Annotated in this window: 18 protein-coding genes and 3 pseudogenes; all 21 read right to left on the reverse strand. The window is 31.6% G+C overall.

Annotated elements, in window-relative coordinates; translation table 11 throughout:
• Window positions 1-41: 41 nt before the first annotated feature.
• A complete protein-coding gene (locus tag LK443_RS02255; protein ID WP_002836656.1) occupies window positions 42-2,255 on the reverse strand; it encodes a hypothetical protein in 2,214 nt (737 codons plus the stop codon).
• 35 nt (window positions 2,256-2,290) lie between these two features.
• Window positions 2,291-3,253, reverse strand: coding sequence for a DNA cytosine methyltransferase (locus LK443_RS02260; protein ID WP_227931963.1), 963 nt, complete (start codon window positions 3,251-3,253; stop codon window positions 2,291-2,293).
• The gene (locus LK443_RS02265) at window positions 3,246-4,967 is read right to left on the reverse strand and encodes a DNA topoisomerase 3 (RefSeq protein WP_012290743.1); all 1,722 of its coding nucleotides are present in this window, start codon (window positions 4,965-4,967) and stop codon (window positions 3,246-3,248) included. The genes LK443_RS02260 and LK443_RS02265 overlap by 8 nt, the downstream gene beginning before the upstream one ends.
• A 63-nt stretch (window positions 4,968-5,030) precedes the next feature.
• Window positions 5,031-5,897 carry a CD1107 family mobile element protein gene (locus tag LK443_RS02270; RefSeq protein WP_002836659.1) on the reverse strand — a complete coding sequence of 289 codons (867 nt, stop codon included), beginning with the start codon at window positions 5,895-5,897 and terminating at the stop codon, window positions 5,031-5,033.
• Window positions 5,898-5,911: 14 nt separating this feature from the next.
• Window positions 5,912-8,263, reverse strand: coding sequence for a leucine-rich repeat protein (locus LK443_RS02275; RefSeq protein WP_227931964.1), 2,352 nt, complete (start codon window positions 8,261-8,263; stop codon window positions 5,912-5,914).
• Window positions 8,250-8,489, reverse strand: coding sequence for a hypothetical protein (locus tag LK443_RS02280; protein WP_001080402.1), 240 nt, complete (start codon window positions 8,487-8,489; stop codon window positions 8,250-8,252). The genes LK443_RS02275 and LK443_RS02280 overlap by 14 nt, the downstream gene beginning before the upstream one ends.
• 14 nt (window positions 8,490-8,503) lie before the next feature.
• A complete protein-coding gene (locus tag LK443_RS02285) occupies window positions 8,504-11,083 on the reverse strand; it encodes a CD1108 family mobile element protein (protein ID WP_019117163.1) in 2,580 nt (859 codons plus the stop codon).
• 7 nt (window positions 11,084-11,090) lie between these two features.
• Entirely contained in the window at window positions 11,091-13,514 is a 2,424-nt protein-coding gene (locus LK443_RS02290) for a VirB4-like conjugal transfer ATPase, CD1110 family (RefSeq protein WP_002842305.1), read from the reverse strand.
• A complete protein-coding gene (locus LK443_RS02295; protein ID WP_008902108.1) occupies window positions 13,405-13,815 on the reverse strand; it encodes a PrgI family protein in 411 nt (136 codons plus the stop codon). The genes LK443_RS02290 and LK443_RS02295 overlap by 110 nt, the downstream gene beginning before the upstream one ends.
• A 1-nt stretch (window position 13,816) precedes the next feature.
• Window positions 13,817-14,107 (reverse strand): hypothetical protein, encoded by a 291-nt coding sequence (locus LK443_RS02300; protein ID WP_002838520.1) that lies wholly within the window; start codon window positions 14,105-14,107, stop codon window positions 13,817-13,819.
• 9 nt (window positions 14,108-14,116) lie between these two features.
• On the reverse strand, window positions 14,117-14,980 hold the full coding sequence (locus LK443_RS02305) for a VirB6/TrbL-like conjugal transfer protein, CD1112 family (RefSeq protein WP_227931965.1): 864 nt from the start codon (window positions 14,978-14,980) through the stop codon (window positions 14,117-14,119).
• A 19-nt stretch (window positions 14,981-14,999) separates the two neighbouring features.
• Window positions 15,000-15,098, reverse strand: a pseudogene (locus LK443_RS02310) (Maff2 family mobile element protein); the annotation flags it as partial.
• 153 nt (window positions 15,099-15,251) lie between these two features.
• Window positions 15,252-17,111, reverse strand: a complete 1,860-nt coding sequence (gene ltrA / locus LK443_RS02315; protein ID WP_227931966.1) for a group II intron reverse transcriptase/maturase — start codon at window positions 17,109-17,111, stop codon at window positions 15,252-15,254.
• A 725-nt stretch (window positions 17,112-17,836) separates the two neighbouring features.
• Window positions 17,837-17,965 (reverse strand): annotated as a pseudogene (locus tag LK443_RS02320) (Maff2 family mobile element protein); the annotation flags it as partial.
• A 3-nt stretch (window positions 17,966-17,968) separates the two neighbouring features.
• The gene (locus LK443_RS02325; RefSeq protein WP_227931967.1) at window positions 17,969-18,280 is read right to left on the reverse strand and encodes a single-stranded DNA-binding protein; all 312 of its coding nucleotides are present in this window, start codon (window positions 18,278-18,280) and stop codon (window positions 17,969-17,971) included.
• Between the two features lie 165 nt (window positions 18,281-18,445).
• Window positions 18,446-19,258 (reverse strand): annotated as a pseudogene (locus LK443_RS02330) (VirD4-like conjugal transfer protein, CD1115 family); the annotation flags it as partial.
• A gap of 11 nt (window positions 19,259-19,269) precedes the next feature.
• Window positions 19,270-19,455, reverse strand: a complete 186-nt coding sequence (locus tag LK443_RS02335; protein WP_062570877.1) for a transposon-encoded TnpW family protein — start codon at window positions 19,453-19,455, stop codon at window positions 19,270-19,272.
• A 111-nt stretch (window positions 19,456-19,566) separates the two neighbouring features.
• The gene (locus LK443_RS02340; RefSeq protein WP_000797008.1) at window positions 19,567-20,556 is read right to left on the reverse strand and encodes an ORF6N domain-containing protein; all 990 of its coding nucleotides are present in this window, start codon (window positions 20,554-20,556) and stop codon (window positions 19,567-19,569) included.
• Window positions 20,557-20,577: 21 nt separating this feature from the next.
• Window positions 20,578-20,901 (reverse strand): hypothetical protein, encoded by a 324-nt coding sequence (locus tag LK443_RS02345; protein WP_001222545.1) that lies wholly within the window; start codon window positions 20,899-20,901, stop codon window positions 20,578-20,580.
• Window positions 20,902-21,074: 173 nt separating this feature from the next.
• On the reverse strand, window positions 21,075-21,827 hold the full coding sequence (locus LK443_RS02350) for a phage replisome organizer N-terminal domain-containing protein (protein ID WP_000774839.1): 753 nt from the start codon (window positions 21,825-21,827) through the stop codon (window positions 21,075-21,077).
• A 2-nt stretch (window positions 21,828-21,829) separates the two neighbouring features.
• Window positions 21,830-23,482: a MobQ family relaxase gene (gene mobQ, locus LK443_RS02355; protein ID WP_227931968.1), complete on the reverse strand. Its 1,653-nt coding sequence runs from the start codon at window positions 23,480-23,482 to the stop codon at window positions 21,830-21,832.
• Window positions 23,483-23,569 lie beyond the last annotated feature (87 nt).

A 23,569-nucleotide genomic window follows, 5' to 3' on the forward strand; every position in this document is an offset into this window, starting at 1 on the left:
TTAAATAATCTACCGTCTATAATGTAATATAATTAAATGACCTATATTAATTCTTTAAGTTTTCCATATAAGTTCAATAATTCGTTAATATCCATATCCATTATAGGCTCATACATAAAAGAGTTTATATGAATATTTTCTGGAGTCATTATATTAACTTCATTAACTATATTAATTTGTTCTTCATTCGCAATCTGCTTATATGCATCAAATAATACCCTGGTCATATTATTAGTTTTATCTACATGATTCAGAAATTCCGCTTTATCTCCTGTTTTCAAATTATTTTTCACTTTCCAATTTAGCATACCATTATAATTATTAATTTTATCTAACATTATTTCCTCAGCTTTAAGTCTACAAGCCATTGATAATAAAACTTTATGCTCGAGCAAATTTAAGTTACTAGTTAAGTTTTCAGTAGTTTCATAAAGCTTTTCTATAACCAGATCATCCTCTTTAAACTCACTTGGTATATCAAATCTCCCTATATATTCTTTATATACTTTCCCTAAAGTTTTAAAATTAATAGTTCCTGAATTTTCTTTTTTGTGTAGTAAATTAGTTAATAGCTCATAATCGCTATCATAATAATTTGAATCATTAACAGATTTATCAAAACTATATTCAATTAGATTCCTAACAAATGGTATAAGTGCAAATAAGGAATATTTATCTGGTTTAGTTTTCCATGTTATAAAAGGTTGTTTTTGATATTTCTCTTCTATCAAATTTAAATCTTGTTTGTTTTCAACGATAAATCTAGATGTACGAGGTACATTTAGTCTAGAAGAAATTGTTCTATAAAAATCAAAATTATGAGATAAAATTATCATTCTAAAATTATCAATTGTTGCCATTTCATACAAATATTCTACAATAGCATACTTATTTTTATAATCAAAAGAATCTGCTATATCGTCTACTATAAATAGGACTTCATTGCTTTCTTTTTTTATTTTTTCTATGTCAAATATTATATTTAACAAATATAAAGATCTTTTCTCTCCTTGACTTAACACGTCTAATTTTTCTAAATTTGATCTATCTAAACTTGCTTGATTTTCACCCTTTTCAAATATAAACTCCACACGTGGTAGGTTTTCTCCTATTATCGCTCCCTTTAAATTTGATATTTTCATCTTATATGGAACAGTGAACCTATCTTCAAATATTTCTAAAGAACGATTCCACAATGTATTGTCTATATTGAGATTTTTAATATTCTCCTCTAATTCTTTATATATCTCTAATAAATCATCAAAAGATTTCTTTTCTTTCTTTATATATGAAGTCCATAATTCTTTTTTTAAATTATCTAAATTTTCTATTTTCAAAAACTCTATTAGTTCAGGATTGTTTTCTATTGTATCTCTTAATAATATGCCTTTTGTATCACTTAGTAACTTTTCTATCTGTTGAAATTCTGGAATATCTTTAATTTTCCCCTCTATTTCATATATTTTCTCTTGTAGTTCATCATTATTACCAATTACTATGCTATTATTTAAATTAAGTTTATTATCTCTTACAAAAAAATTATCTGAATCTAAATTTTTTGCAACATTCTTCAATTTTGGAAATGTGAATTGACCTTTTTCAAAAAAAGTATAACTACTGTATATAGTTTCAGCAGCTTCACAAAACTCTTTTATTTTATTTTGAAAACTACTGTCTTTTATTTTTTTAATTACACTATCATCAAAAATTGTAGAGTATTTAACATTAGGTAAATACGTTTTATTTTCAGCTTCACATAATTCTTTCAAGCTTAATAAAAAACTTTTTTCACTTAAATTCATGTCAGAAACTACTGTAGGCTCTAATTCATAAATTTTTCTTCCTTGTTGTGTTTTTTCAATTTTTAATCCTGAATATTGCACTAACTTTTTTAAAAAATTATTTTTTTGCTTTAATAAAGTTGTGATAGATTTTTTTGTTTTTTCGTCTACTAATAAATCTGCTACACTACTAGATTCATAATAATTCTCAAAGCTTTTTATTACAAACACTTGCTCTTTTCTTATATCTTGTCCATCTATGCTCACATTAACTTCTGCTTTTATATCGAATATTTCATCACGTATTTCGTCAGCTTTACCATCTTGAATTTTCTTAAAAGTTTTTGCAAAAGAAGTTTTCATCAATCCATTTTTTGCATATACTGTAATCACATTTGTATTTGTAAAATCAAATTCATGGTTAAACTCATCTATTCCATAACAATTCTTTAATTTACATTCTAGAATATCCATATCATATCCTCCTGTCTTTTATTTTATTATATCATTCACAATAATAAGTTTGCACTAACATGCATTATTGAACTAATAATGCACATTAAAACATCAACCACAATAGAATTGCCGGCCTGCTTATATAGTTTGCTTGAAGTGCAATTTTTTCTTCTTGAATGCACTTCCTCTAATTTGTCTATATCACTATCATCAAAACCCATGAGTCTTAGGCATTCTCTTTCTGTTAAATACCTATACCTACCATTTCCAATATCTATTATTCCAGAATTAGGTACTCTCATTTGTTTTGTAGAAATAGTATAAGAAAAATCTTTAATCACTTTGAGTCGCCCTCTAAAACTGTTATCTATGCTTTTATTTAAAAATTTCAGCATATAGGGTTGGGTCATTATATAAAGTTCACTTACATCCTTTTCTAAAAATTCACTTAGTGGTCTAGTTTCTTTCCTCTCCAATTTATTAAAAGAAAAGTTATTTGCTCCTAGACATGAAACAACAAATATCCTCTCCCTTTTTTGAGGTATCCCAAAGTCCATTGCATTTAAAATTTCATACTTACTTTCATATCCAAGGTCTTCTAACTCCTTTAGATAAATAAACAAGGAGTCCCTCATATTTCTATCAAGGACTCCTTTTACATTTTCCCAAATTATCCATTTAGGTTTATCTTTCATTTCTTTGATTATTCTAATTGTTTCAAATAGTAAGCTTGATCTAGTTCCTGAATTCTTTACTCCTCCTTGCTTTTTCCCTATTCTTGAAAAGTCTTGGCAAGGACTTCCATGCATAATTAAGTCTATCTTCTCATTAGGAGCTTTATATCCTACTACTGATTTTGGCTTATAAGCCTCTCCATAAAGTGCGTTGTATGATTTAACACAAGCCTTATCTATTTCTACATAATCAACTACTTCATAAGATATCTTTAAATTAATAAAAGCCTTTCTAATAGCACCTATGCCACCGAAAAGCTCCAATATTTTTACCTTATTCATTTAGATTATTCTTGTACCTATCTACAAGCTCCCTTATACTATCTTCTATTTCTCTTAAAAAGTCTTCTTTATCTACTTCACCAGAGCTAATCTTTGCAAGTTTCATTTCCCATTCAGATGTTGTTTTAGCTGACTTAAACTTATCCTCTACAATTGATACAAGTCTATTGCCTTTTTCTGTTACAAGTAGATTTTTCTTATCTCTTCTTATAAGGTCCTTATGGATAAGATTTTCAATAATTCCTGCTCTTGTAGCTGGTGTTCCTAAGCCTTTTCTCTCCACTTCTATATCTTTATCCAGTGATTCAATCCCTGCATTCTCCATAGCCTTTAAAAGTGTATCTTCATTATAATGACTTGGAGCTTTTGTAAATTTCTCCGATATATTTTTAGAAGTTAGCTTAATTTTATCTCCAGTCTTTACATCTGGTAATTCATTTTCTTGCTTTTCTTTTCCATAAGCCTTTAGATACTTGGTATAACCTTCATCGATTATAGTCTTTCCACTTGCATTGAAGTTAAATTTATCATATTCATATCTGATTTTTCTACTAGATTCCTTTAAGTTATCCGAACATGAAGCAAGTAGTTTATCCTTAATTAGATTATAGACTTTGCTTTCTTTATCAGATAAATCTTTAACTTTTCCAATACCTGATATAGTAGGAATAATCGCATAGTGGTCTGTAACCTTAGATGAATTAAAAATAGACTTAAAGTTTGATTCGTTGATTTTAAAACCTTCTTCAAGTCCTTCTAATAATTCTTTCATAGTAGTAACCATATCATCGGTTAAATACCTGCTATCTGTTCTTGGGTATGTGATTAGCTTTTTTTCATACAGACCTTGTGCCATATTTAAAGTGTCATTTGCTGAATATCCAAAATATTTATTTGCTTCTCTCTGTAAGGTAGTGAGATCATAAGGCTTATCTGGTTTTGTGCTTATTTCTTTATCCTCTACCTCTGTAATAACTATTTCATCTTCTATCAAGTTTAAAAGTTGCTCTGCCACTTCGATTTTATCAATCCTATCTGATACAAGTTTCAATCCTTTATAAGATAGGTCAACTGTATAATATTTTTGCTTCTTAAATAGATTTATTTCACTATCCCTTTTAGCTATTAAATATAGAGTTGGTGTTTGTACTCTACCAACTGAATATGTTTCCTTGTAAATGCAAGAATAAAGCCTACTTAAATTCATTCCTACCAGCCAATCTGCAATAGCTCTTGCACTTGCCGATCCATATAAGTCTTCAAATTTTTCTCCGTCTTTAAGATTTCTAAAACCATCTTCAATAGCTTTGTTTTCCATTGAAGATATCCAAAGTCTTTGAATTTTCTTCTTACATTTAGCTTGATTATATACAAGCCTAAAAATAAGTTCTCCCTCTCTTCCAGCATCACAAGCATTTATAACTGTGTCGATATTCTTATCGTTTAAAAGTTTCTTTAAAACTCCATATTGTTTTTTAGTGCTTTTAGATACTTCATAAATATATTCTTCTGGAATTATAGGAAGATTTTCTATTGTCCATTTCTTCCATTTTTCGTCGTGTCTTTCTGGACTTGCCATTTGAATTAAATGACCGACACACCAAGAAACAATGTATCCATTCCCCTCATAATATCCGTTTTTTCTTGTTCTTGCTCCAATTACTTTTGCAATTGTAACTGCTACGCTTGGCTTTTCTGCTATTACTAATTTCATTAATACCTCCATAAATAAAAAAAGAGCGAAAGATTTCTCTCTCGCTCAAACTTTTAAAAATTATTATAATAGTTCATCTTCATCGTCTTCATCTAAAGATTCTTCATTACTTTCTTCATTGTCAGATTCATCTTCTGACTCACTAATATAATCCTTATCATCTTCTTCAAAGTCTTCCAACATTTTATCTTCCTTAGCTTTGACTACCTTAAAATAGTATCCTGCTCCTATAACTCCTCCAATTACAAGTGCAATAATTAGAAATGAACCTATTCCACTTTTCTTTTCTTCTTTTACTGGAACAGTCTTAGGTTCTTCTTTTTTTACTTCTTCTTTCTTAGGCTCTTCAACCTTTATAGTATTTTTGTCTTCTGATTCAATCATATTAAGTAGGTCTTTCTCTCCTACTTCTGTCAATAGCCTTACATTATCTTGATTTGATGAGTGATCCACTATTAGGTGCATAGTTTTTCCACTTTTAGTTTGAAATGTTAAAAATTGTCTCACATCTACTGGATTTTCTTTATCTTTTTCTGTATCTCCACTTGGTGTTATATCTTTTCCATTCCTATCTACATTTTCAATTACTGAACCTCTTGCCTTATTTTCTTGTGTCGCAAGATTATTTACTGCCTTTGTATTACCACCTTTTACAAGTGGGGTTTTCTTTGGAGGATTATTTGAAGGCTTATTTGCTTCACTTGTATTTCCTGGTATTCTTGGAACATCTTGATAAGGAATTTCTTCTTTTGACGGTGTAAAAACATCATCTTTCAACATTTTTTCAAATTCTTCTTTTTGTGGTTCATAGATTGATTCGTTTTGACTTTCTATTTGCCCTTCATTTGTCATTGCAAATGTAGTTGCTGGTACTGTAAATGTAAAAAGGAGTAACGCTATGGCTACTCCTCGTTTAATACTCTTATTCATTTTTCTATCCTTTCTTATTTTACATTTTTAAATACATAGAATGCTTTTCTAGCATTGTCCCATTCTATTGTTTGGTTTTTACCATCTTTAATATCTCCATGACTTGCTCCAAAAGCTTTAGCAATGTTTGAAATTGAAGCATGGATTCTTCCATTTATAATAACTGGCTTAACATCTGAATTGTAGACTTTACCATCTGAATCTTTCATAACACCAGTATCAATATTTAGTCTTAATGTCTTTTTAGCTAGGATATTATTCTCTTTATTGGAGAAAATAGCTTCACGAGTAGAGTTGTCATACTCAACATTAAAACCTAGAGTATAAGCGATATATCTTACTGGAATCATAGTTCTTCCTTGATCCACATAAGTTTTTACATCCATATAGACTGTTGTCTTACCATCTTTGTTGATAATGTTATAAAAGTTTTTGTCAACTTGGAAAACTGCAAATTCTTTTTCATCTTTAACTTGTTTTTTGTATTGTTGTTCCTCTTGCTTTTTCATCTTGTTAAGATCAAATTGATTTAGGATGTTCTTGTCATCAGCTTTCAAAAGTTCATCCCACTTCTTATCTTGAGATTTCTTATCTTCTTTCTTTTCTTTGTTTTCTTTTTGGAGTTTTAGAAGTTCATCTAATTTCTTAGATAGGTCCTGGTTTAGATTTTTATCTTTTTCATCTTTGGCTTGTTTCTCAAGTTCTTCTTTTGCTTTTTTATTTGCTTCCTCGATTAACTTCTTTGCTTCTTCAATTTTTTTATCTAATTCTTCTTTTAACTTTTTAATTTCTTCTTCAGAAGATTTTTGTTTTTCTTCTAATTCTTTAATCTTCTCTTCTAATTCTTTTTTTGTATTTTCAGAAGTTTCTTTTAAACTATCAATAGCCTTTTGAAGCTCTTCAATTTTCTTGCAACATTCTGACTTAGAATTTTCTGTTTCTTTCTTTTTAGACTCTAGGTCTTTTATCTTAGTATCTTTTTCATCAAGAGCTTTTTCCAAACCTTTAATTTTATTATCTTTATCCTCAATTTCTTTAGTCTTTTTTGCAAGTTCTCCTTTTAAAGACTCGAGTTTTTCTTGAATTTCTTTGATTTTATTTTCGTTTTTATCGGTCTTTTCTTTCTCAGCTTCTAACTCCCATTTTGTAGATGAATAATCTTCTTTTAGTTTTGCATTTTCATATTGTAATCTTTTTAGTTCATCTTTAAGCTGAGTAATTTCTGCTATTAGTTCATCATTATTGGAGTTTTTAAGTTCCTCAATTTCTTTATTCAATTGAGCAATCTTTTTGTCTTTCTCTCTAATCTCTTCTTCTAGCTTAGACTTTTCTTGTTTTAGTTTCTCTCCATTATCTTTGCAAGATTCTAACTTTTCCTTTAATTCATCTATCTTTGATTGGTCTTCTTGTTTCTTACCATTTAAGTCTTTGATCTGATTTTCTAAGTCCTTAATGTTTTTTGTTAAATCATCAATCTTATTGTCCTTTTCATCAATATCTTTCCCTGTTAAATCTGTTTGAGTATCAACAGAATATTTATTTGGATTGTAAATAGTCATCTTTCCTTGATACATATCATTGTTATAATCAAATTCAAGTTCTACACTATCTACATTCTTATCAAAGACAAACTCTCCATTTTCAAACCTTAATCCATTAGGAATAGATTTGAATCCTTGATTTCCGTTAAAACCAAAATGATTTTCGTAAAATGGATTTTGTTTTGGTCTATATTCAACTTCTTGATTGTGGAATACTCCCTTACTGTTAATATTTGGATTGCCTAAAACTTTTATAGTGTGCAATTTATTTCTTGAAAAAGCATACTGTTCAATTGTCTTCACAGACTTCGGTATAGTTATTTCTTGGAGGTTATTTCTTTCAAAAGCATTATGTTCAATATTTACTAGAGTATCAGGTAATGCCACTTCTCTAAGTCCACAATTGAAAAATGCTAAACCACCAAGATAAGTTAGACTATTTGATAGTTTTACTTCATCTATACTTGCTTCGTAAAAGGCAGCATAACCTAAATGCTTAACAGAATCAGGAATAATTACTTTATCCCAATGTTTGCCACGCCCAAATTCTCTTTTATATCTAAGTTCATCGTTTGAATGACTTAAAGAATAATTTCCATTTATAGACTTCGTTCCTTCAGGAAATACTAGAATATTTGTCTTTTCTTTCTTTTCTAAGCCCTTATCACTAAAAGCGATTATATTTCCCTCAGAGGAATACATAAAATCATCTTCCGTCCAAGTAACATCAGACTTTGCAAATGCACTTGTATGCACAGTTGATGTTAAAACTAATAAAAGAGCCATAAAAAAGGCTCTTAGTCTGTTCGTATTAAATTTCTTCATTATGAATGTTCTCCTTTTCTTTTAATTTCTCTTCTCTTTTTCTATCATTGATTTTCTCCATTAATTCTTCCAAGCTAATATTGTTCCTCCTAAGAGTTACAATTATTTCTTCATTTTCAACCTGTATTTCTTCATCGCAAATTTCCTTGTATTTTGCATTTAAATCTTTCAATTTCTCTTCTATTTTTTTCTTTTTGTTTCTAATACTTATAAGCTTCCTGTTCACATAATATCTCCCTTCTATCTAGGTCTTCCAAAACCATAAAAGTGTGATTTCCAATATTTTGAATTTATTGATGTGTATTGAATTGGATCTCCTGCGTGAATCATCATTCCATTACCTGCGTATATTCCTACGTGAGATATTGGTGTTCCACTGTTATATGTTGAATGGAAAAATATAATATCTCCAGGTTGAGCTTCACTTGGACTGACTGGGTTACAATAGTCTTTGTATATTCTCCATGCAGTTGTTCTTGGCATTCTCTTTACACCAGACTTTGTAAATGACCAACATACAAAACCTGAGCAGTCAAAGTTAGATGGTCCACTTGCTCCAAACACATATCTTTTGCCTATATGTTTTTCTGCTTCATTAAATAAGGCTTTGGCAGTAGCTGAATCAAAAGCAAGACCAGGATTTCCAAAGTTTGGATTATCTACTATTTCTCCTAAGTCCCCATTACCTGATCCAAAAACATCTCCCATATTTCCCTTAGCTTCAAGAAGAGCTTCATAATGAACTACATTGTCTGGATAATCTTTAAATATTTCCCTAACAACTTCATCCATTTCTCTTTTCTTTAAAGTTACAATTAACTTTTTATATTCGTACTCTTCTTTTTCATAGCTAGTATAGGGATTACCACGACTATCATATCTAGTTCTTTCTACTGTTCTTGTTCTAATTTCGATTTCTTCCTTAAAATCAAGCTTATACATTTTATCGAAAAGCTCTTTTAAAATTCCTTTTACTTCAGATGCTGATTTTACTTCACCACATCTTGAAGTTATATAGGATAAAAGTTCATGGGTATTATGACCAATTTCTCCATCTTTATTTATAATATATTCGTCATATCCAGGATGACTTGTTTTTACACTTTCGATTTGTGATTGTAGGTCATACTCCATTGATGAAAATTCTTGATTAACTTCACTTAGAACTGTATCTTGTGATAGGTATGTTGTTGTCATTACTGAGTTAACAGAGTTACTTAATCCACTCATACCAACACTTCCACCACCAATCATGATTGATAGCATAAGACCTAGTCCTATTACTAGAAATAGAACCATCTTACTTTTTCTTACGATTAGCTCTTTAGAAGCCTTACCTAAACTTAAAATAGCTTTTTTAACTCTATCTACCAGTCTTGTTTCGTGCTTTTTAGCTATCATGCTTTTCATTTGTTTTCTTTGGTAAAACTTCTTAAATCTATTTTTCTTTATATAGGAGTCTGACTTTTTTAAATCTTCCAAGCCACTTTTAAACTCCAACTTGCTTTTTCTATTTCTTATTTTCTTATCAAGTGTAGATAGCTTTTTTAATGACTTTTTCTTTTTGTCTAACTTATACTTCCTTATTCCATGCTGAAGTTTAGAGCTTACATTAGCGGCCTTTTCTCCAGATTCTACACCAGTATTATCAGATCCTGAACTTAAATAATCTCTCACTAACTCTGATGACTTAGCTCCAGATAATAAAACCCCAGAAGATAGACTTCCTTTAGTTTTATTCTTTAAAATATTATCCTTTAGCTTGCTTTTAGACTTTTCAAGCTCTCCAATCTTTTTATCTGATATAAAGTCTTTAACATCTTGTGCCTTCTTAGAATCTTTCGGTGTAACTTTCTTAGATTCATTTTTTAAGTCATCGATTTTCTTTCGAGTAAATTTATCACTTTCATAATTTTTTCTCTTGTAGTAAGTCTTCTTTTTATTAACTTTCTTTTGTTCTGAAGGTTTAAGGCTTGTTTCTTTTTCATCTTTTATAAATTCTTGATTATTGTCTTTAAACTCAGGATTATCAAAAGTTTTATCTGTATCAACTTCGTTTAGCTTATTTTCTTTATCTTTTTCTTTAGAAATTTTCTCCTTATCTCTAAACTTCTTTTCTTGATAAAGTTTCTGCTTTCGCTTTTTATCGATATTAGCATTACTGTCGTTCTTGCTCACTTCATCTTTAACAAGCTTATCTTTTCTATATATTCTCTTGCTTTTCTCTGCTTCGATAGGTTTATCTTCACTTGTCTGGATTCGCTTAGACTCTTTCTCGTTGATTTTGTCTTGGAATTTATCCTTACTATGGATAAGTTTATCCTCATAATTTTTAAGAACTTTTCTTTTACTTGATGCCTTCTTATTGCTTATTGGTTGAGCGTTAGCTGAAATATCATCTGTTGTTAATTTATTAGAATTAATATTTCTACTATTTTCACTTTCAAAATTTACCTTTTTGAAGTCTACATCTAACTCTTCATCAAGTTTAAAGCTTTCATCTGTCCTTATTTCAAGATTAGTTTGTTTTGTTTCTTCAACCTTATCCTTATTATCTAAAAATTCTTTTCTAATTCTTTCCTTGTTTTTAGACTTCTGAAAATCTTTTAGTTTATCTTGTTTTTGATCTTTAGCTAATACATTCTCATGAATAAGTTTAGATTCTTTTTCTGAAATTTTATCTCCGAACCTATCCTTATTCTTAATAATCTTATTGGTATAATCATCTGAATGAACAAGTTTACTATCCATATTCTTTTCAGGAGCGTCCCTATTTCGTATAATTTTCTTTTGAAAATCTTTTTTTAGTTTTTTATCCATATCACACCTACTTAGCTTCTTCTGGTTTTGTTGTCATTAGCTTATATAGCATGGTGTCTTTAGGGAATTTATCTATAAATGGAACAATAGTATTTCCAAAGAATAAGAGTCCCTCACCTGCATTTGAATTAGTTATATAGTTTAACTGATAAGGCGATATTTTTAATTTCTTAGCAAGAATATCCCTATCTCCAGATGCTTGATTTAACATTAGAACAAAGTCTGTATTATCAAAGATATTTTCAATTTCCTGACTTGTTAAAAGGTCTTTTACGTTTTGTGTTATACCTGTTGGAATACCACCCCATTTTCTAAATCTTTTCCAGATTTCTACTGAATATGAAGCAGTTTGTGGGTCTTTTAATAAAAGGTGGAACTCATCTATATAGTATCTAGTAGACTTGCTTCCTCTATTTAGGGAAACCTTGTTCCAAACCTGGTCTTGAATTACAAGCATACCTATTTTTTTAAGTTGTGTTCCTAGCTCTTTTATATCAAAACAGAGTAGTTGTCTATTTAAGTCAACATTTGACCTATTATTAAATACATTAAGACTTCCCTTAACATAAATTTCCATTTCTGTTGCTAGTTTTCTACCGACTCCCTCTTCTTGAGATAGGAGCATATCGTATAAATCTCCTAATATTGGCATATTTTCTGGTTTTGGGTCTTCAAAATATTTTTGGTATATCTTTGGTAAGCACCTATCTATAACTGATTTTTCTGCAGCAGTAAGACCAGATCCTCCTACTACAAGTTCAAGCATAGACATTATGAAGTTTGCCTTATCCTTTAAAGGTGCGTCCCCATCTCCATAGTTCATATTAATATCTAGTGGATTAAGGTAGTCCTTTGATTTTGCTGAAACTTTAATAACTTCTCCATTAAATTGTTTTACAAGGTTTGAATACTCGCCTTCAGGATCACAAATAATTACATCATCGTCTGTTACAAGAATTGCATTTGCCATCTCTCTCTTTGCCGAGAAAGATTTACCAGAACCTGGTGTTCCTAATATTAATCCGTTAGGGTTCTTGAGTTTCTTCCTATCTGCCATAATTAAGTTTTGGCTAAGGGCATTTAAGCCATAGTACAAAGAATTTGCTGAATCAATAAATAGCTCTTCTGTTGTAAAAGGCATAAATACTGCCGTTGATGATGAAGTTAAAAATCTTTTTATCTCGACTTGGTTAACTCCTAGAGGTAAGACAGAAACAAGTCCTTGCTCTTGCTGATGAGATAATCTTTTCACCTGACAATTATGTCTGTTAGCAATTGATGAGATTTGAGCAATAGTATTTTCTAATTTTTGATTAGTCCTAGCAAAATTCATCATTACTATGGTAACTACAAAGAGCCTTTCATCTCTATTTTGTAAGTCAGATAACATGGACTTAACATCCGCACCAAAAGTATTTATATCTGATGGAATAATATCCATATCATATCCTGCTCGAACTGCTTTCTTTTGTTCTTCAATTTTCATTCTATCCAGGTCTGTATTTTTTCTCTTAATGAGTTTAATGGCTTCTGCTTGTTCAACTACATCTATATGAAAAGCTACATAAATATTGTCATCAATATCTAAAAACTCAGATAACATTCTGTCTGATAACTCACTTGCAAGTATTTGAAAATGGCTTACTGCTCCAATATATTTACCAAATTTAAAATTATTTACTGGTGCAAAATTAAAGATATTGGGAGTTATATGTGACTTTGTAGACTCTTTCTTCTTCAAATCTTTATATGAAAAATAAAAGTTTTTGTCTGGATTTAACATATCGTGAACAAGTCTTAGCCTTTCTTCACCATCAAGGCTTTCTGCTCTTACTCCCATAGATTTAAAGTTAGATAAAATATCTACTTCAAGTCTATTTAACTTTGCTCTTGCTTGCTCTAGGTTATCGGCTTCTGTTGTAAAGGTTATATACTTCATCTTTTTAAGTCCGTTATTGCCCTTTGCAAGTTGAAGCTTTAACATCTCCCTAAACTCTTTTCTTACATCGTCATAGAAGTCTCCCTTATCAGCAATTTTAATTGCATCTTGTAGGTCTTTATTTCTTCCTAATTGATTTACATACGAAAGTTCAATGTGGACACTTGGATCAAAAGAATTTAAAAAGTTGGCAAATTGGTTAAAGATTAAATCTCTATCTTCTTCCAATGCCAACTGGTAATTTATATCTTGAAATGAAATTGTCCTTGAATAATTTTTTTCATCTAACTGGCAAATGCCCTCTGGTAACATTCTTATATAGGGAATTGTATCTTCAACAGTAAATCTCTTTTTCTCTTTCTTTAAAAGTACACTTAGAAGACTATTTGTTGGATCTTTCTTTGTTTTTAGCCTTCTTACTTCCTTTCGGTCTTTTTTTAATTGTTTTTCCCTTAGATTTAAGTCGCTGATTTGCTTTTTTCTTTGCTTCAATGTATGCCTCCTTTCTTATTCTCTTAGTTGGTTGATAAAACTTATGAAGATAGAAAAATTTAAAATATTTTTCAAAAGTTAAGGTATCTTTTTCATATAAGGTTATAAAAAAGATTGGCAGGGTTACTATTAGCATTACAATGATAGAAACATCATTAGGTAGATATTTCTTCATAAATAAATAGGTTGGTATACCAATTAGTCCTGCCACAGAAAAACCTATAAGTTGTCTTTTGGTTAAGTTAAAGGCAACCTTTGTTTTAATCTTGTCCAAATCTTTTGGTATTGGTACATATGCCATTTTAATCTCCCTCTACTTCTTCTTTGGAAAGTTCAAGTATATGGTCATAATTAGATGTTGTTTCCTCTTCCAGGTAGCTAATTCTTTCTTCTAATTCTTCTTGTTTTTCTTCATTTCTGTCATTGTATTCGCCTTGATACATAACAAATTCATTGTGACATCTTCCGAGTCTATTTATTCTCCTCTTTAAGTTTCTAATCTCTTCATTTCTTTTTTTCTCTTTTAAGATTTCATAAGTTCCTCCTAATAAAATTCCAAGTCCCAATAAAGCACAATTTTTCTTTTTTAACATTTATTCCTCCTAGTGCGTATTCATAATACTTTTTGCAACTGTTCCACTCTTAAACATCATAAGTCCAAGTAGTAGAGCATATCCTAATATACTAAACAAGCTTGCGTGAATATCTGTAATCTGTACCGTTCTTATTAAAACGGTGTAGATACCTAAACATACCATCAAAAACAAACCTTGTAGTCCCAAGGCAAAAAGTCCCTTGATATAATTTGTTCCAATCTGACCCCATTCTTTATTTCCCATAGTCGCAAATGGTATGGATGATACTGATGAGTAGACATATATTTCAAACATACGCCCATATACTATTAAGGTAATAGTTAAAGATATACATTGAATTGCAATCCTTACAAGGCTTGTTTCAACTAATATCATTAAAAGCTCACCTATTTCTTTTTCTTTTAATGTATCAACCATTGCAACTATCTGATCTCCTGAAACAGTGGCAGAAGTAGTGATTACCCCTGCCGCTTTGTTTACAAGATTTTGTGCCACATCAAAGACTGCCATTGAAAATTCAAAGGCATGGCTTGCAAGGTAGACTGCTATAAACATCTTTATAATGTATTTGAAAAACTCAAAAGTATCTGTATCGTGCATATTATTCTTTTGCATAACCATATTTATGAGTTCAATACATAAAACTGCTGTTATGATAAGACCTGCTATTGGAACGATCACATTATCATTAATGTTTTTTATGAAGTTATACACTTCTCCATTCCAACCCATTGGTGTCTTCCCAACATCAGTTGCAATAACTCCTACCTTGTCATTTATATCTAAGAACATGGACTCAAGATTTGCTTGGATACCGCCCAGTAGAAGGTCTTTGAAAAACTCCTCTATCTTGTCGAATATCCCAAACATTTAATTTCTCCTTTTCTTCTTACTTGAGTACATTTGCAAGTAGTGGAATTAATTTAATACCGATTAGTACAATTCCCCCACCAGCCATAAGCTGCTTAATACCTTGAGATTTAGCACCAGATAGTGATAGGTAATCCTTTGATGTTATCTCCGGATTTTCCCCCACTTCACACCGTGCATGCGACTTTCACCGCACACGGCGTTCCATCACAAGAAAGATTTTCACGTTTTAACTAAGACTTACACACTTCGTAACAAATTATTTTTTTCTCTAAATTAGTGGCAATTCTGCCATTTTTCTAAGCTTATTACATTTCTCAATCTGCTTGACTGTTAACCCAAGCTCTTTTATATATTTTTGGATTGTATCTACTTTTGTTGCATGGATGAGTATATGAACTGCTTCTGTAACAAGAATTAAGTTGCTGTAACTGTCTGTACCGCCTTGTTCAAGCGGTATCTTGTGATGGCAATGTATGTCGTTTGGTATAAGTTTTACACCTGTTACTCCACATCTGCCATATTGAGCTGCAAAGAGCGAGATTCTGTTGTCTGCAAACTCTATGCTTTTATCAAGCACAGGATGTCTCATCAACCAAACAAGTGTATCTACATCAATTTGCAGATTTTTATGAATAAAAGCTCTGCCCTTTACAGTGTATTTATTTACAATCTTTTTCTTGTGTTTTGCGTCCTTTGTCCTAATATATCCAACTGGAATTAGCGGATGTCCATTAAGGAAGCGAAGCTGTTTACTTTTTCCATATTTTGCTTTGATAAATCCTTTGTTTAGCGTTCCACTGGTTTTAATATCAAGTCTGTTGTTCATCTGCTTTTTAATGTGAAAGGCTATTTTAGCAAAGTCCAAACTTACATTTGTTGCTATTTGGTAGTAATTATGCAAGCCTGAAACAGTGGCATTATACTTGGCTATTGCTTTGTACTGTTCCTTTTCGTTTGCAGGTCTTTTTATATCCGCAACACATTTAGAAATATCTTCTTTTGCATTTTTCAGTGCCTTATCACTTATATGCGACTGTACAACAAACTTTTTGCCTTTTGGTTTAACCTTAAGCTTAAATCCTAAGAACTCCGAATACCTTTGTTTTAGATTTGTTATTTTAGATTTTTCTTCACTCACATTTAGTTTTAATCGGTCTTGCAACCATTTTGTAACTGCCTGATAGGTTCTTTTTGCATCGTAGTAATTACGGCAAAATATCTTAAAATCATCAGCATACCTTACAATGTATATTTCTTTTAGGTTGCTTGTTCTTAAAGCTCTGTAAGTATGGCTTTTTATCTCTGTTCCTTGACTGTTCGTTCTCTGTTTATATGGATAATGCGTAGGCATTGTCAGCCATTGAGATGAAACCCACCAATCTAATTCGTTCAAGACTACATTAGATAGTAGCGGTGATAATATTCCGCCTTGTGGTGTTCCCTTTGTTGGTGTAATTACCTTTTTATCGGGCATAACTATGTCTGCTTTAAGCATTTCCTTAATGATACAAAGTAACTTTTTGTCTTGGATTCCTAAATTCCAAAGCTGCCTTATGAGCTTTGCATGATATACGTTATCGAAAAATCCTTGTATATCAATATCGACTACATAGTGTAAGTGCTGTATCTGCATTAGTCTTGCACATTCTGCAATAGCGTGTTCCGTACTCCTGTTAGGTCGAAACCCATAGGAACTGTCATGAAACTTGGCTTCACATATCGGCTCTAATATTTGCAAGATACATTGTTGTACAATTCTGTCTACAATAGTCGGTATTCCTAAAGGTCTTATTTTCCCATTAGGCTTTAGTATCTCCACTCTCTTTACAGGGCGTGGTTTATACCAATGAAACTGTTTTTGTATGAGAGAAATGTATTCTTCTTCATTTAGCCTTGATAGATGTTTTATTGTTCTGCCATCTACTCCGGCTGTATGACTTCCTTTGTTCCCTTTTATACTACGATAGGCAAGTTTAATATTTTCTCTTGAAGTTATCAACTCCATTAAATTTGAAAATACTTTATTATTACCGCTATCTTCATATAAATCATCAAGGACTTTTTGCAAGTCATAGTATTCCGTATAACGGATTTTGCTTTGTTTCAGTGTTTGTTTCGAAGTGGACACAGTCACCATCTCCTTTCGGATTTGATTTTCTTTGTCATACTCGAAGCTGTGTTTGTCTTAATTTCAGTTCTTGTACTTTCCTGTGACTGGTGGCTATCCCTCCACGAACTTATTATTTTCGCTTCATAGGTACTGTGCCACCGCTTTCACCAAGATAAAGAACGGTTATATGCTGTTTTTACAGTCATTTTCCCATTCAACACTTCTTTAGCATTAGACTGCTTCCGTGTTCTTGGCTTACCACGTTCCGACAATCTTATCATTGAATACGTTTAGGTTCTTCCTCTAAGCCTGTGTTTAGTTTTCACCATATCGCCTGTAACAATATATGGATTTTTATAACAACCATTCTTACTCATCCACAAACACCCCATCTTTGATGGGAATTGCCGTTAGGCAAATTCAAACGTTTAGACTTGTACATTCGGAAGTACGTCAGTGCTTTGGTATACACATTCTCACCATGCGTATTCGACACCCGGCATATAGGTAGCACCGTCCACCTCTGAACAGCTTTCGTGTCTGATATGAAATATCAGTCTTACGGCTACTCTCTGCCGACTTCACCGAGCTTTTGACAATGAAATAGTCTAATATTCATTGCCAATCGGAGTATCAGTGTAGGCATTTCAGGGCGTTACCCCATCATTCTACCTATCAGATTGTCAGTTCTCCTAAGTTTTGAACTTTTAGTCCTTCGACTTAGTGCATAAGCTTTTCACTTATGAACGTGTCGCACGATTGTCATTTCCATAGCCTTCCATCAGGTTAATTACACCCCATGCTCCAAGTCCTGCACCTACTGCCATAACTAAAATCTTTAATACATTTACTGCCTGTGTAAAAAATTCCATTGTTTATTCCTCCTCATTTTCTTCTTTCTTTTCAATCTTGTTATATGACTTCACAACAAAGTTTTTGTAAGTCTTTCCGTCTTTTTCACGCTTCTTAAAGTAACCAAAGATATGAATCAAATCGCCTTTTTCAAAGGCTTTTGCTGTTTCTACCTTTTCACCATAGGCTGCACAATTGATATATTCCTTGCCTTTTCCGTACTTTTTTACAAGTGTGAAGTTTGCAACCTCAACAGCTTCTCCTTCTTTGTCAAAACTTGAAAAAGTTGGTTCTGCCAATAAGTTGGCATTGATGTTAATCATTTCTTGCTTCATTAAAAATTTCTCCTTTTCTTTTCAATAAAAAAGCGACTGGAGTTTTTTATTTTCCAATCGCTGATACTCTTGCTATTTAGTTTTCCTTAGTGGGATTTCTTATCCTTACCATCTTTCCTCCTGATTTTGAGTAATAAAAAAGCAGCAAATCTATGTTCTTTAGACTTACTGCACTCTTGTAATAACCGTTTCTCTATTTAATTTTGCTTTCCCTTTTCTCTTGATATATTCCTCAATATCAAACACATTCTTCTTATCATAGTCCTCCAAGAGCTTGTAGTTCTTATGCTTTGTAATATCAAATTTGTCTGATAAAAACGGTCTGACACCTCTAAGCTGAAAGATACATTTACTGCCATCCATAACCGTTATCTCATCTTGACTCATCAGCTCCTTTCCTGTCTTTTGGTAATTGAGTCCATAACTATTAGCATTGGAGCGTGTTTCAGAAGTGTTATATAGGTCTATGGTTTCTTTACCAAGTGTTTCAGATAATTCTTTTAGCGTAGTTTTCTCTTTACCTCCAAGAAACAAGGTACTATCACAGTTCCCTACAATCGTATCTGCATTATCTTTATAAATTGCCTTTAGCTGAGATTGTGCCTGCAAGATAATGCTTGCCGAAATCTCCCTTGAACGGATTGTCGCAATCAATTTCTCAAATTTGGGAATTAATCCTATATTTGCAAACTCATCAAGCAAGCATCTTACATGAACAGGTAATCGTCCTCCATATTCATCATCCGCCTTATCACAAAGTAGGTTAAATAACTGCGAGTACATAATAGACACCACAAAATTAAAGGTATCATCTGTATCAGAGATAATAACAAAGAGTGCTGTCTTTCTATCTCCAAGGGTATCAAGCTCAAGTTCATCTTCTTTCATCAAGTCCCTAAGCTCTTGAATATCAAAAGGAGCAAGTCTTGCACCACATGAAATAAGAATAGATTTAGCTGTTTTTCCTGTAACAACTTGTCAAGGACTTTCTAATCATTTTTATCTCCTTTTTGATGTTTTTTCATCTCCATTTCTCTAAGCATTATCCTTTTCAATTTATCTTGCATAGTTTCAGTCGCATTTTCATTAAAATGGACAATAACCTCATAAGTTACTTTTCCAATCTTTTTTATAGTCTTTGTTCCTGTATTATGTTCATTTTTATTTTCGTGCATATTAGTTTCCCTCCTGTTAGTTGCAATCAAAAAAAGACGATAGAGTTTTATTTCTACCGCCTTTCACAAGTCTTATAGCTATTCATTTAATAACGCTTTACCATTTACATATTAAATTTTCAAATCCTTATTGTTCAGCATTCCGCCAAACATCGTATGATACATATCCTTGGAAGATTCCTCTATCTTTGTAATACTTGATATTTTATTTCCTGCATCTTTTGATGAAGCTCCGCAAAGATAAAAGGCTTCACTGTCTGTTCCATAGTCAATGGCAATATATCTATCGTGATACTTTTTACCTGCAATTTTCATCTTCAGATTGATATTAGGGTAATCTTTTCTAAAATCGTTTAGGATATTTTTTGTCAGCATATCCTTGTTTTTCACATTGTCGCTAAAGACTATAATTTCAACATTGTCTTTTGCAGCCCTTAATAATTCTAAGGTTTTCAAGCCTATATAGTTGTCTATCACATAAATACTTTTCTTTGCAGACTTATATATTTTGGTATAGGCAACATCTGCTTCAATCTTATCTCCGTTCATTAAAAGGAAATGCTTGTATGTGTCCGGATCTATAAAATTATCCATAACCTTTTTCAAATCTTCTTTTGTAGCCATTTGCGACTTTATTTCAGCTATATCCTTTGTGTTTTGATTTGTCTGTACTGCTATTTGTACCAATTCTTTTGAGCTAATAAAATCTTGATTTTCGATTATAAAGTCTTTCATCTGCTTAAATGTTCTAATTAAGGCTCTACTTTGCCTAATCGCAAGTTCACCTCTTAATACCGTCATAAGCATATAAATACCTTGTTCTGTAAAGGCATTTGGTAAGTATCTTGAACCGCCCCAACTTGAGGTGAAATTTTTGCACCTCAAGTTTTCAAATTCATTCTCGGTCAGTTGAAACATAAAATCTTCGCCTTCAAACTTCTCAATATTGTTTTTCACCTGTCTATTAAAGTTTTTTGTTTCATAACCATATATTTCAGCTAAATCTGCATCAAGCATTACTCTTTGCCCACGAATAAGATATATTTTTTCTTGTATAGTTTTATCATCTACAATAACTATCTCTTTATTCTCTTCTGCCATGAAATGCACCTCCAACATTATCTAAATTCTTTTATATTTTTCTACTCCGCCTTCAGCTTTTCCGATGTGTTCCACATTTTTTACAAGTCTCTTATTTACATTTTCATAAAACCATCTGCCAATCAATGCCGGCGGTGTTGCGATTAACTCTCTCAAAACAAATTCTTTGCCCTTCGGTAAAGAGCTAATTTTGTTTAATAAGGTAGTATATAGGTCAGCATAGCTTGTATTTTCTTGTAAACTGCTACACTTACAATATTCAGTAACGCTTGGGAAACCTCCCTCTATTGCTTTTTTAGTTAAAATTTCAAGTTCTTCATCGGTTACAGTAAATTGAATTCGCATTTATATATCCTCTCCTTATAACTGAGTTTATTACCATATCACTATCATTTTATCATAAATACGATATTTTTTTCATACTGCAATTTTAAGCCCTATTTTACACTTAGCTATAGTCTGATACCTATTTTATCATTAACGCTCTAAAAACACCTTTCCACCGTCTTATACGAGGTCTACAAGTGTTCCCCCTTGTCATAATCTTCAAAGGTATATACTTTTGATTTATGGCTTTCTTTTAATTTACCTTTATCTTGCTCATACCAATGAACTAAGGTCGCATAATGATCTTTATAGTTTCTTCCCGTGCTTTGCATATAGGTTGACAGCTTCTCTATCATTTCTTCCCTATGACCTTGCATTTTATCCTTTAACTTCCCATATTCTTCATCGGTTAAGGAAACATTTTTATATTCTCCATAAAGGTTGGGGGATATTTTTTCTATCTCCCCCTCTTTTTCTAACTCTATATCTATCTCTTTATCTATCTCTATATCTCCGTTGCAGTTTTGTTGCAAAAGGTTGCAAGGTGTTGCACCAGTGTTGCATTGCAACGCTTTTTGTCCTCTCGATTTTCTTGAACGCCTTGTAGAAGCTGTTTCTGAACCTATAAGACTTGGAATTTCTGTTAAAAAATACTCGTCATTTTCTGTAATTATCTCCATCAATCCTTGTGCTACAAGATAATTTACTATAACCATTACATCATCTTCCGTTTCATCAATCGTTAAGGCAAGCTCTTTGATAAAGTCTGTTTCTACTCCATCATAATACAGCTTCCCACTATCTTTTAAGCTAAGTAAAAGCAATTTAAGATAAATGATTGTATAGGTATCTCCTCCTGATATTTTTCTTAGCCTTTTGATTCTCTTATCTGTAAAAAAATCTTCTTTCAATTTTAACCAATAGTATCTTCTGTTGTCTGCCATTTTTATCTTTCCTCCCCTTTATTTTTATAATTTTCTTTAGCCTTTTCTTTTGCTTTTTGTTTGTACTGACCCTTTCTTTCCTCTTGCTCTTGAAATTTTTTCAGTTGTGCAATTACACTTGGTTTATCTCCCCTCTTAATTGCCTTGTCTATCTCTATAGATAAATCTATTCCATACTCGTCACCCACAATCTTTACTGCATATTTGATATGATCTATCTGCTTAAATTCGTCTTGAACTTTAGCTTTATCTTCAGTTAAGTCTTGTATCTCTTTTTCAAGGCTTGATATTTCTTTCTGCCAATCACTCGACTTTATAGCTGATGTTCCAGTAAATTTTTCTATAGTCTTTCTTGCTTTTTTGTAGTTTTCAATTTCATCTTTATGTGAATTGTAAAATTTATCTTTAAGAAAAGTTTTATCTTTATATTCCTGATATACCGCCTTATTTTCTTTGATGATGTCTGCACAAATAAAGCAACGATTTAACTCCTTTATTCTTTGGGTTTTGCTTTGAATATCTTCACTTATCTTTTTACTTTGCTTTGCCAGTTCAAAAACTTTTTCTTGTAGGTCTGCTATGGTTTGAAGATGATTATCTTTTAGATAGTAGATTGCTTTTACAAATCTCTTTAGGTCTGCATTTCCCTTTTTTATCTGTCCATAGTCGGATAGATTTTTTGTTTTTTCTCCCTGTATTTCGTTGTAGATAGAAATATATTCATAAAGGTTAAAGAGTTCTGCTTTGTTCTCCAGTTCATCTTTCTTGGTCTGTTTATACCCATCGTATTTTGCTTGCAGATTTCCAAGTAAAGAGTCTATCCAAGAAGTGATTTCTTTTATCTTGTTCTTGATAGCTTTTACTAAAGAGTTATGTTTTTTTATTTCTCTGTTGATGTTTCCTTTGTCGGTTTCGATTCCTTTTTTCTCTAAGGCACTGGCACTTGCTCCCATGTGAATGGTTGGGATTTCTTCTATCCCTTGCCTTTTGTAGGAACGATGATCCACTCTCTTTTCTTGATGATTTTTTTCTAAATACTGATTACAAAGTCTTGCAAAATTCTCTCTCCATTTCTCTGCGTTTCCTTTATTGTTCCAGTCTGTCAGCTCTACTTTTCTTGTTTTGTAGTTCCCGCTTTTTAGTTTTATCTTTTCTCCATTTTCATCAATTACATATTCTTTTTTGCTTTTTGCCTGCCACTCTCCTTTTTCATTGATTGGTCTAAGGGTAGTCATAATATGAGCATGTATATTGTTGTTATCTTCACTTGTTCTATCATGGATTGCAAGGTCTGCTATCATTCCTTTTGATACAAAATTTTCCTGTATAAAGTCGGTAATGAGTTTCTTGTTTTCTTCAAAAGATAATTCTTTTGGTAAAGCGATAATGAAGTTTCTTGCAAGCTGTGCGTTGCTTGCTTTCTCATTTAGCTCAACGCTGTTCCATAAGGTAGTTCTATCTTTTAATGCTATGGGGACATTCTCCGGCAAGAAAATTTCTGAATGTAAAAGTCCTTTTTTATTGTGATAGTCATGAACTTCTCCGTCCCATTCATTTTTGATTTTCTCGCAAGAGATATATGCTGCACTTGCAACTGCCGATTTACTTTTTCCTCTGCTTATCATTGAAATATTAAAGTGAAATGTTTCTGCCACTTTTAAACTCCTTTCATTTTTTTATTTGTTTTCAGGTAAAGAAAAAAGCAGACGGGTTATTTTTTGTATCTTTTCCTATCTGCTTTA

Origin of the sequence: Granulicatella elegans, from assembly GCF_020735385.1 — a bacterium.
GTDB classification, from domain to species: Bacteria; Bacillota; Bacilli; order Lactobacillales; family Aerococcaceae; genus Granulicatella; species Granulicatella elegans_B.

What these genes read in the sequence shown, in the direction of transcription:
- LK443_RS02255 (WP_002836656.1), bottom strand. Translation starts at nt 2,255, where the DNA reads ATGGATATTCTAGAATGTAAATTAAAGAATTGTTATGGAATAGATGAG.
- LK443_RS02260 (WP_227931963.1), bottom strand. Translation starts at nt 3,253, where the DNA reads ATGAATAAGGTAAAAATATTGGAGCTTTTCGGTGGCATAGGTGCTATT.
- LK443_RS02265 (WP_012290743.1), bottom strand. Translation starts at nt 4,967, where the DNA reads ATGAAATTAGTAATAGCAGAAAAGCCAAGCGTAGCAGTTACAATTGCA.
- LK443_RS02270 (WP_002836659.1), bottom strand. Translation starts at nt 5,897, where the DNA reads ATGAATAAGAGTATTAAACGAGGAGTAGCCATAGCGTTACTCCTTTTT.
- LK443_RS02275 (WP_227931964.1), bottom strand. Translation starts at nt 8,263, where the DNA reads ATGAAGAAATTTAATACGAACAGACTAAGAGCCTTTTTTATGGCTCTT.
- LK443_RS02285 (WP_019117163.1), bottom strand. Translation starts at nt 11,083, where the DNA reads ATGGATAAAAAACTAAAAAAAGATTTTCAAAAGAAAATTATACGAAAT.
- LK443_RS02295 (WP_008902108.1), bottom strand. Translation starts at nt 13,815, where the DNA reads ATGGCATATGTACCAATACCAAAAGATTTGGACAAGATTAAAACAAAG.
- LK443_RS02300 (WP_002838520.1), bottom strand. Translation starts at nt 14,107, where the DNA reads ATGTTAAAAAAGAAAAATTGTGCTTTATTGGGACTTGGAATTTTATTA.
- LK443_RS02305 (WP_227931965.1), bottom strand. Translation starts at nt 14,980, where the DNA reads ATGTTTGGGATATTCGACAAGATAGAGGAGTTTTTCAAAGACCTTCTA.
- LK443_RS02325 (WP_227931967.1), bottom strand. Translation starts at nt 18,280, where the DNA reads ATGAAGCAAGAAATGATTAACATCAATGCCAACTTATTGGCAGAACCA.
- LK443_RS02335 (WP_062570877.1), bottom strand. Translation starts at nt 19,455, where the DNA reads ATGCACGAAAATAAAAATGAACATAATACAGGAACAAAGACTATAAAA.
- LK443_RS02340 (WP_000797008.1), bottom strand. Translation starts at nt 20,556, where the DNA reads ATGGCAGAAGAGAATAAAGAGATAGTTATTGTAGATGATAAAACTATA.
- LK443_RS02345 (WP_001222545.1), bottom strand. Translation starts at nt 20,901, where the DNA reads ATGCGAATTCAATTTACTGTAACCGATGAAGAACTTGAAATTTTAACT.
- LK443_RS02350 (WP_000774839.1), bottom strand. Translation starts at nt 21,827, where the DNA reads ATGGCAGACAACAGAAGATACTATTGGTTAAAATTGAAAGAAGATTTT.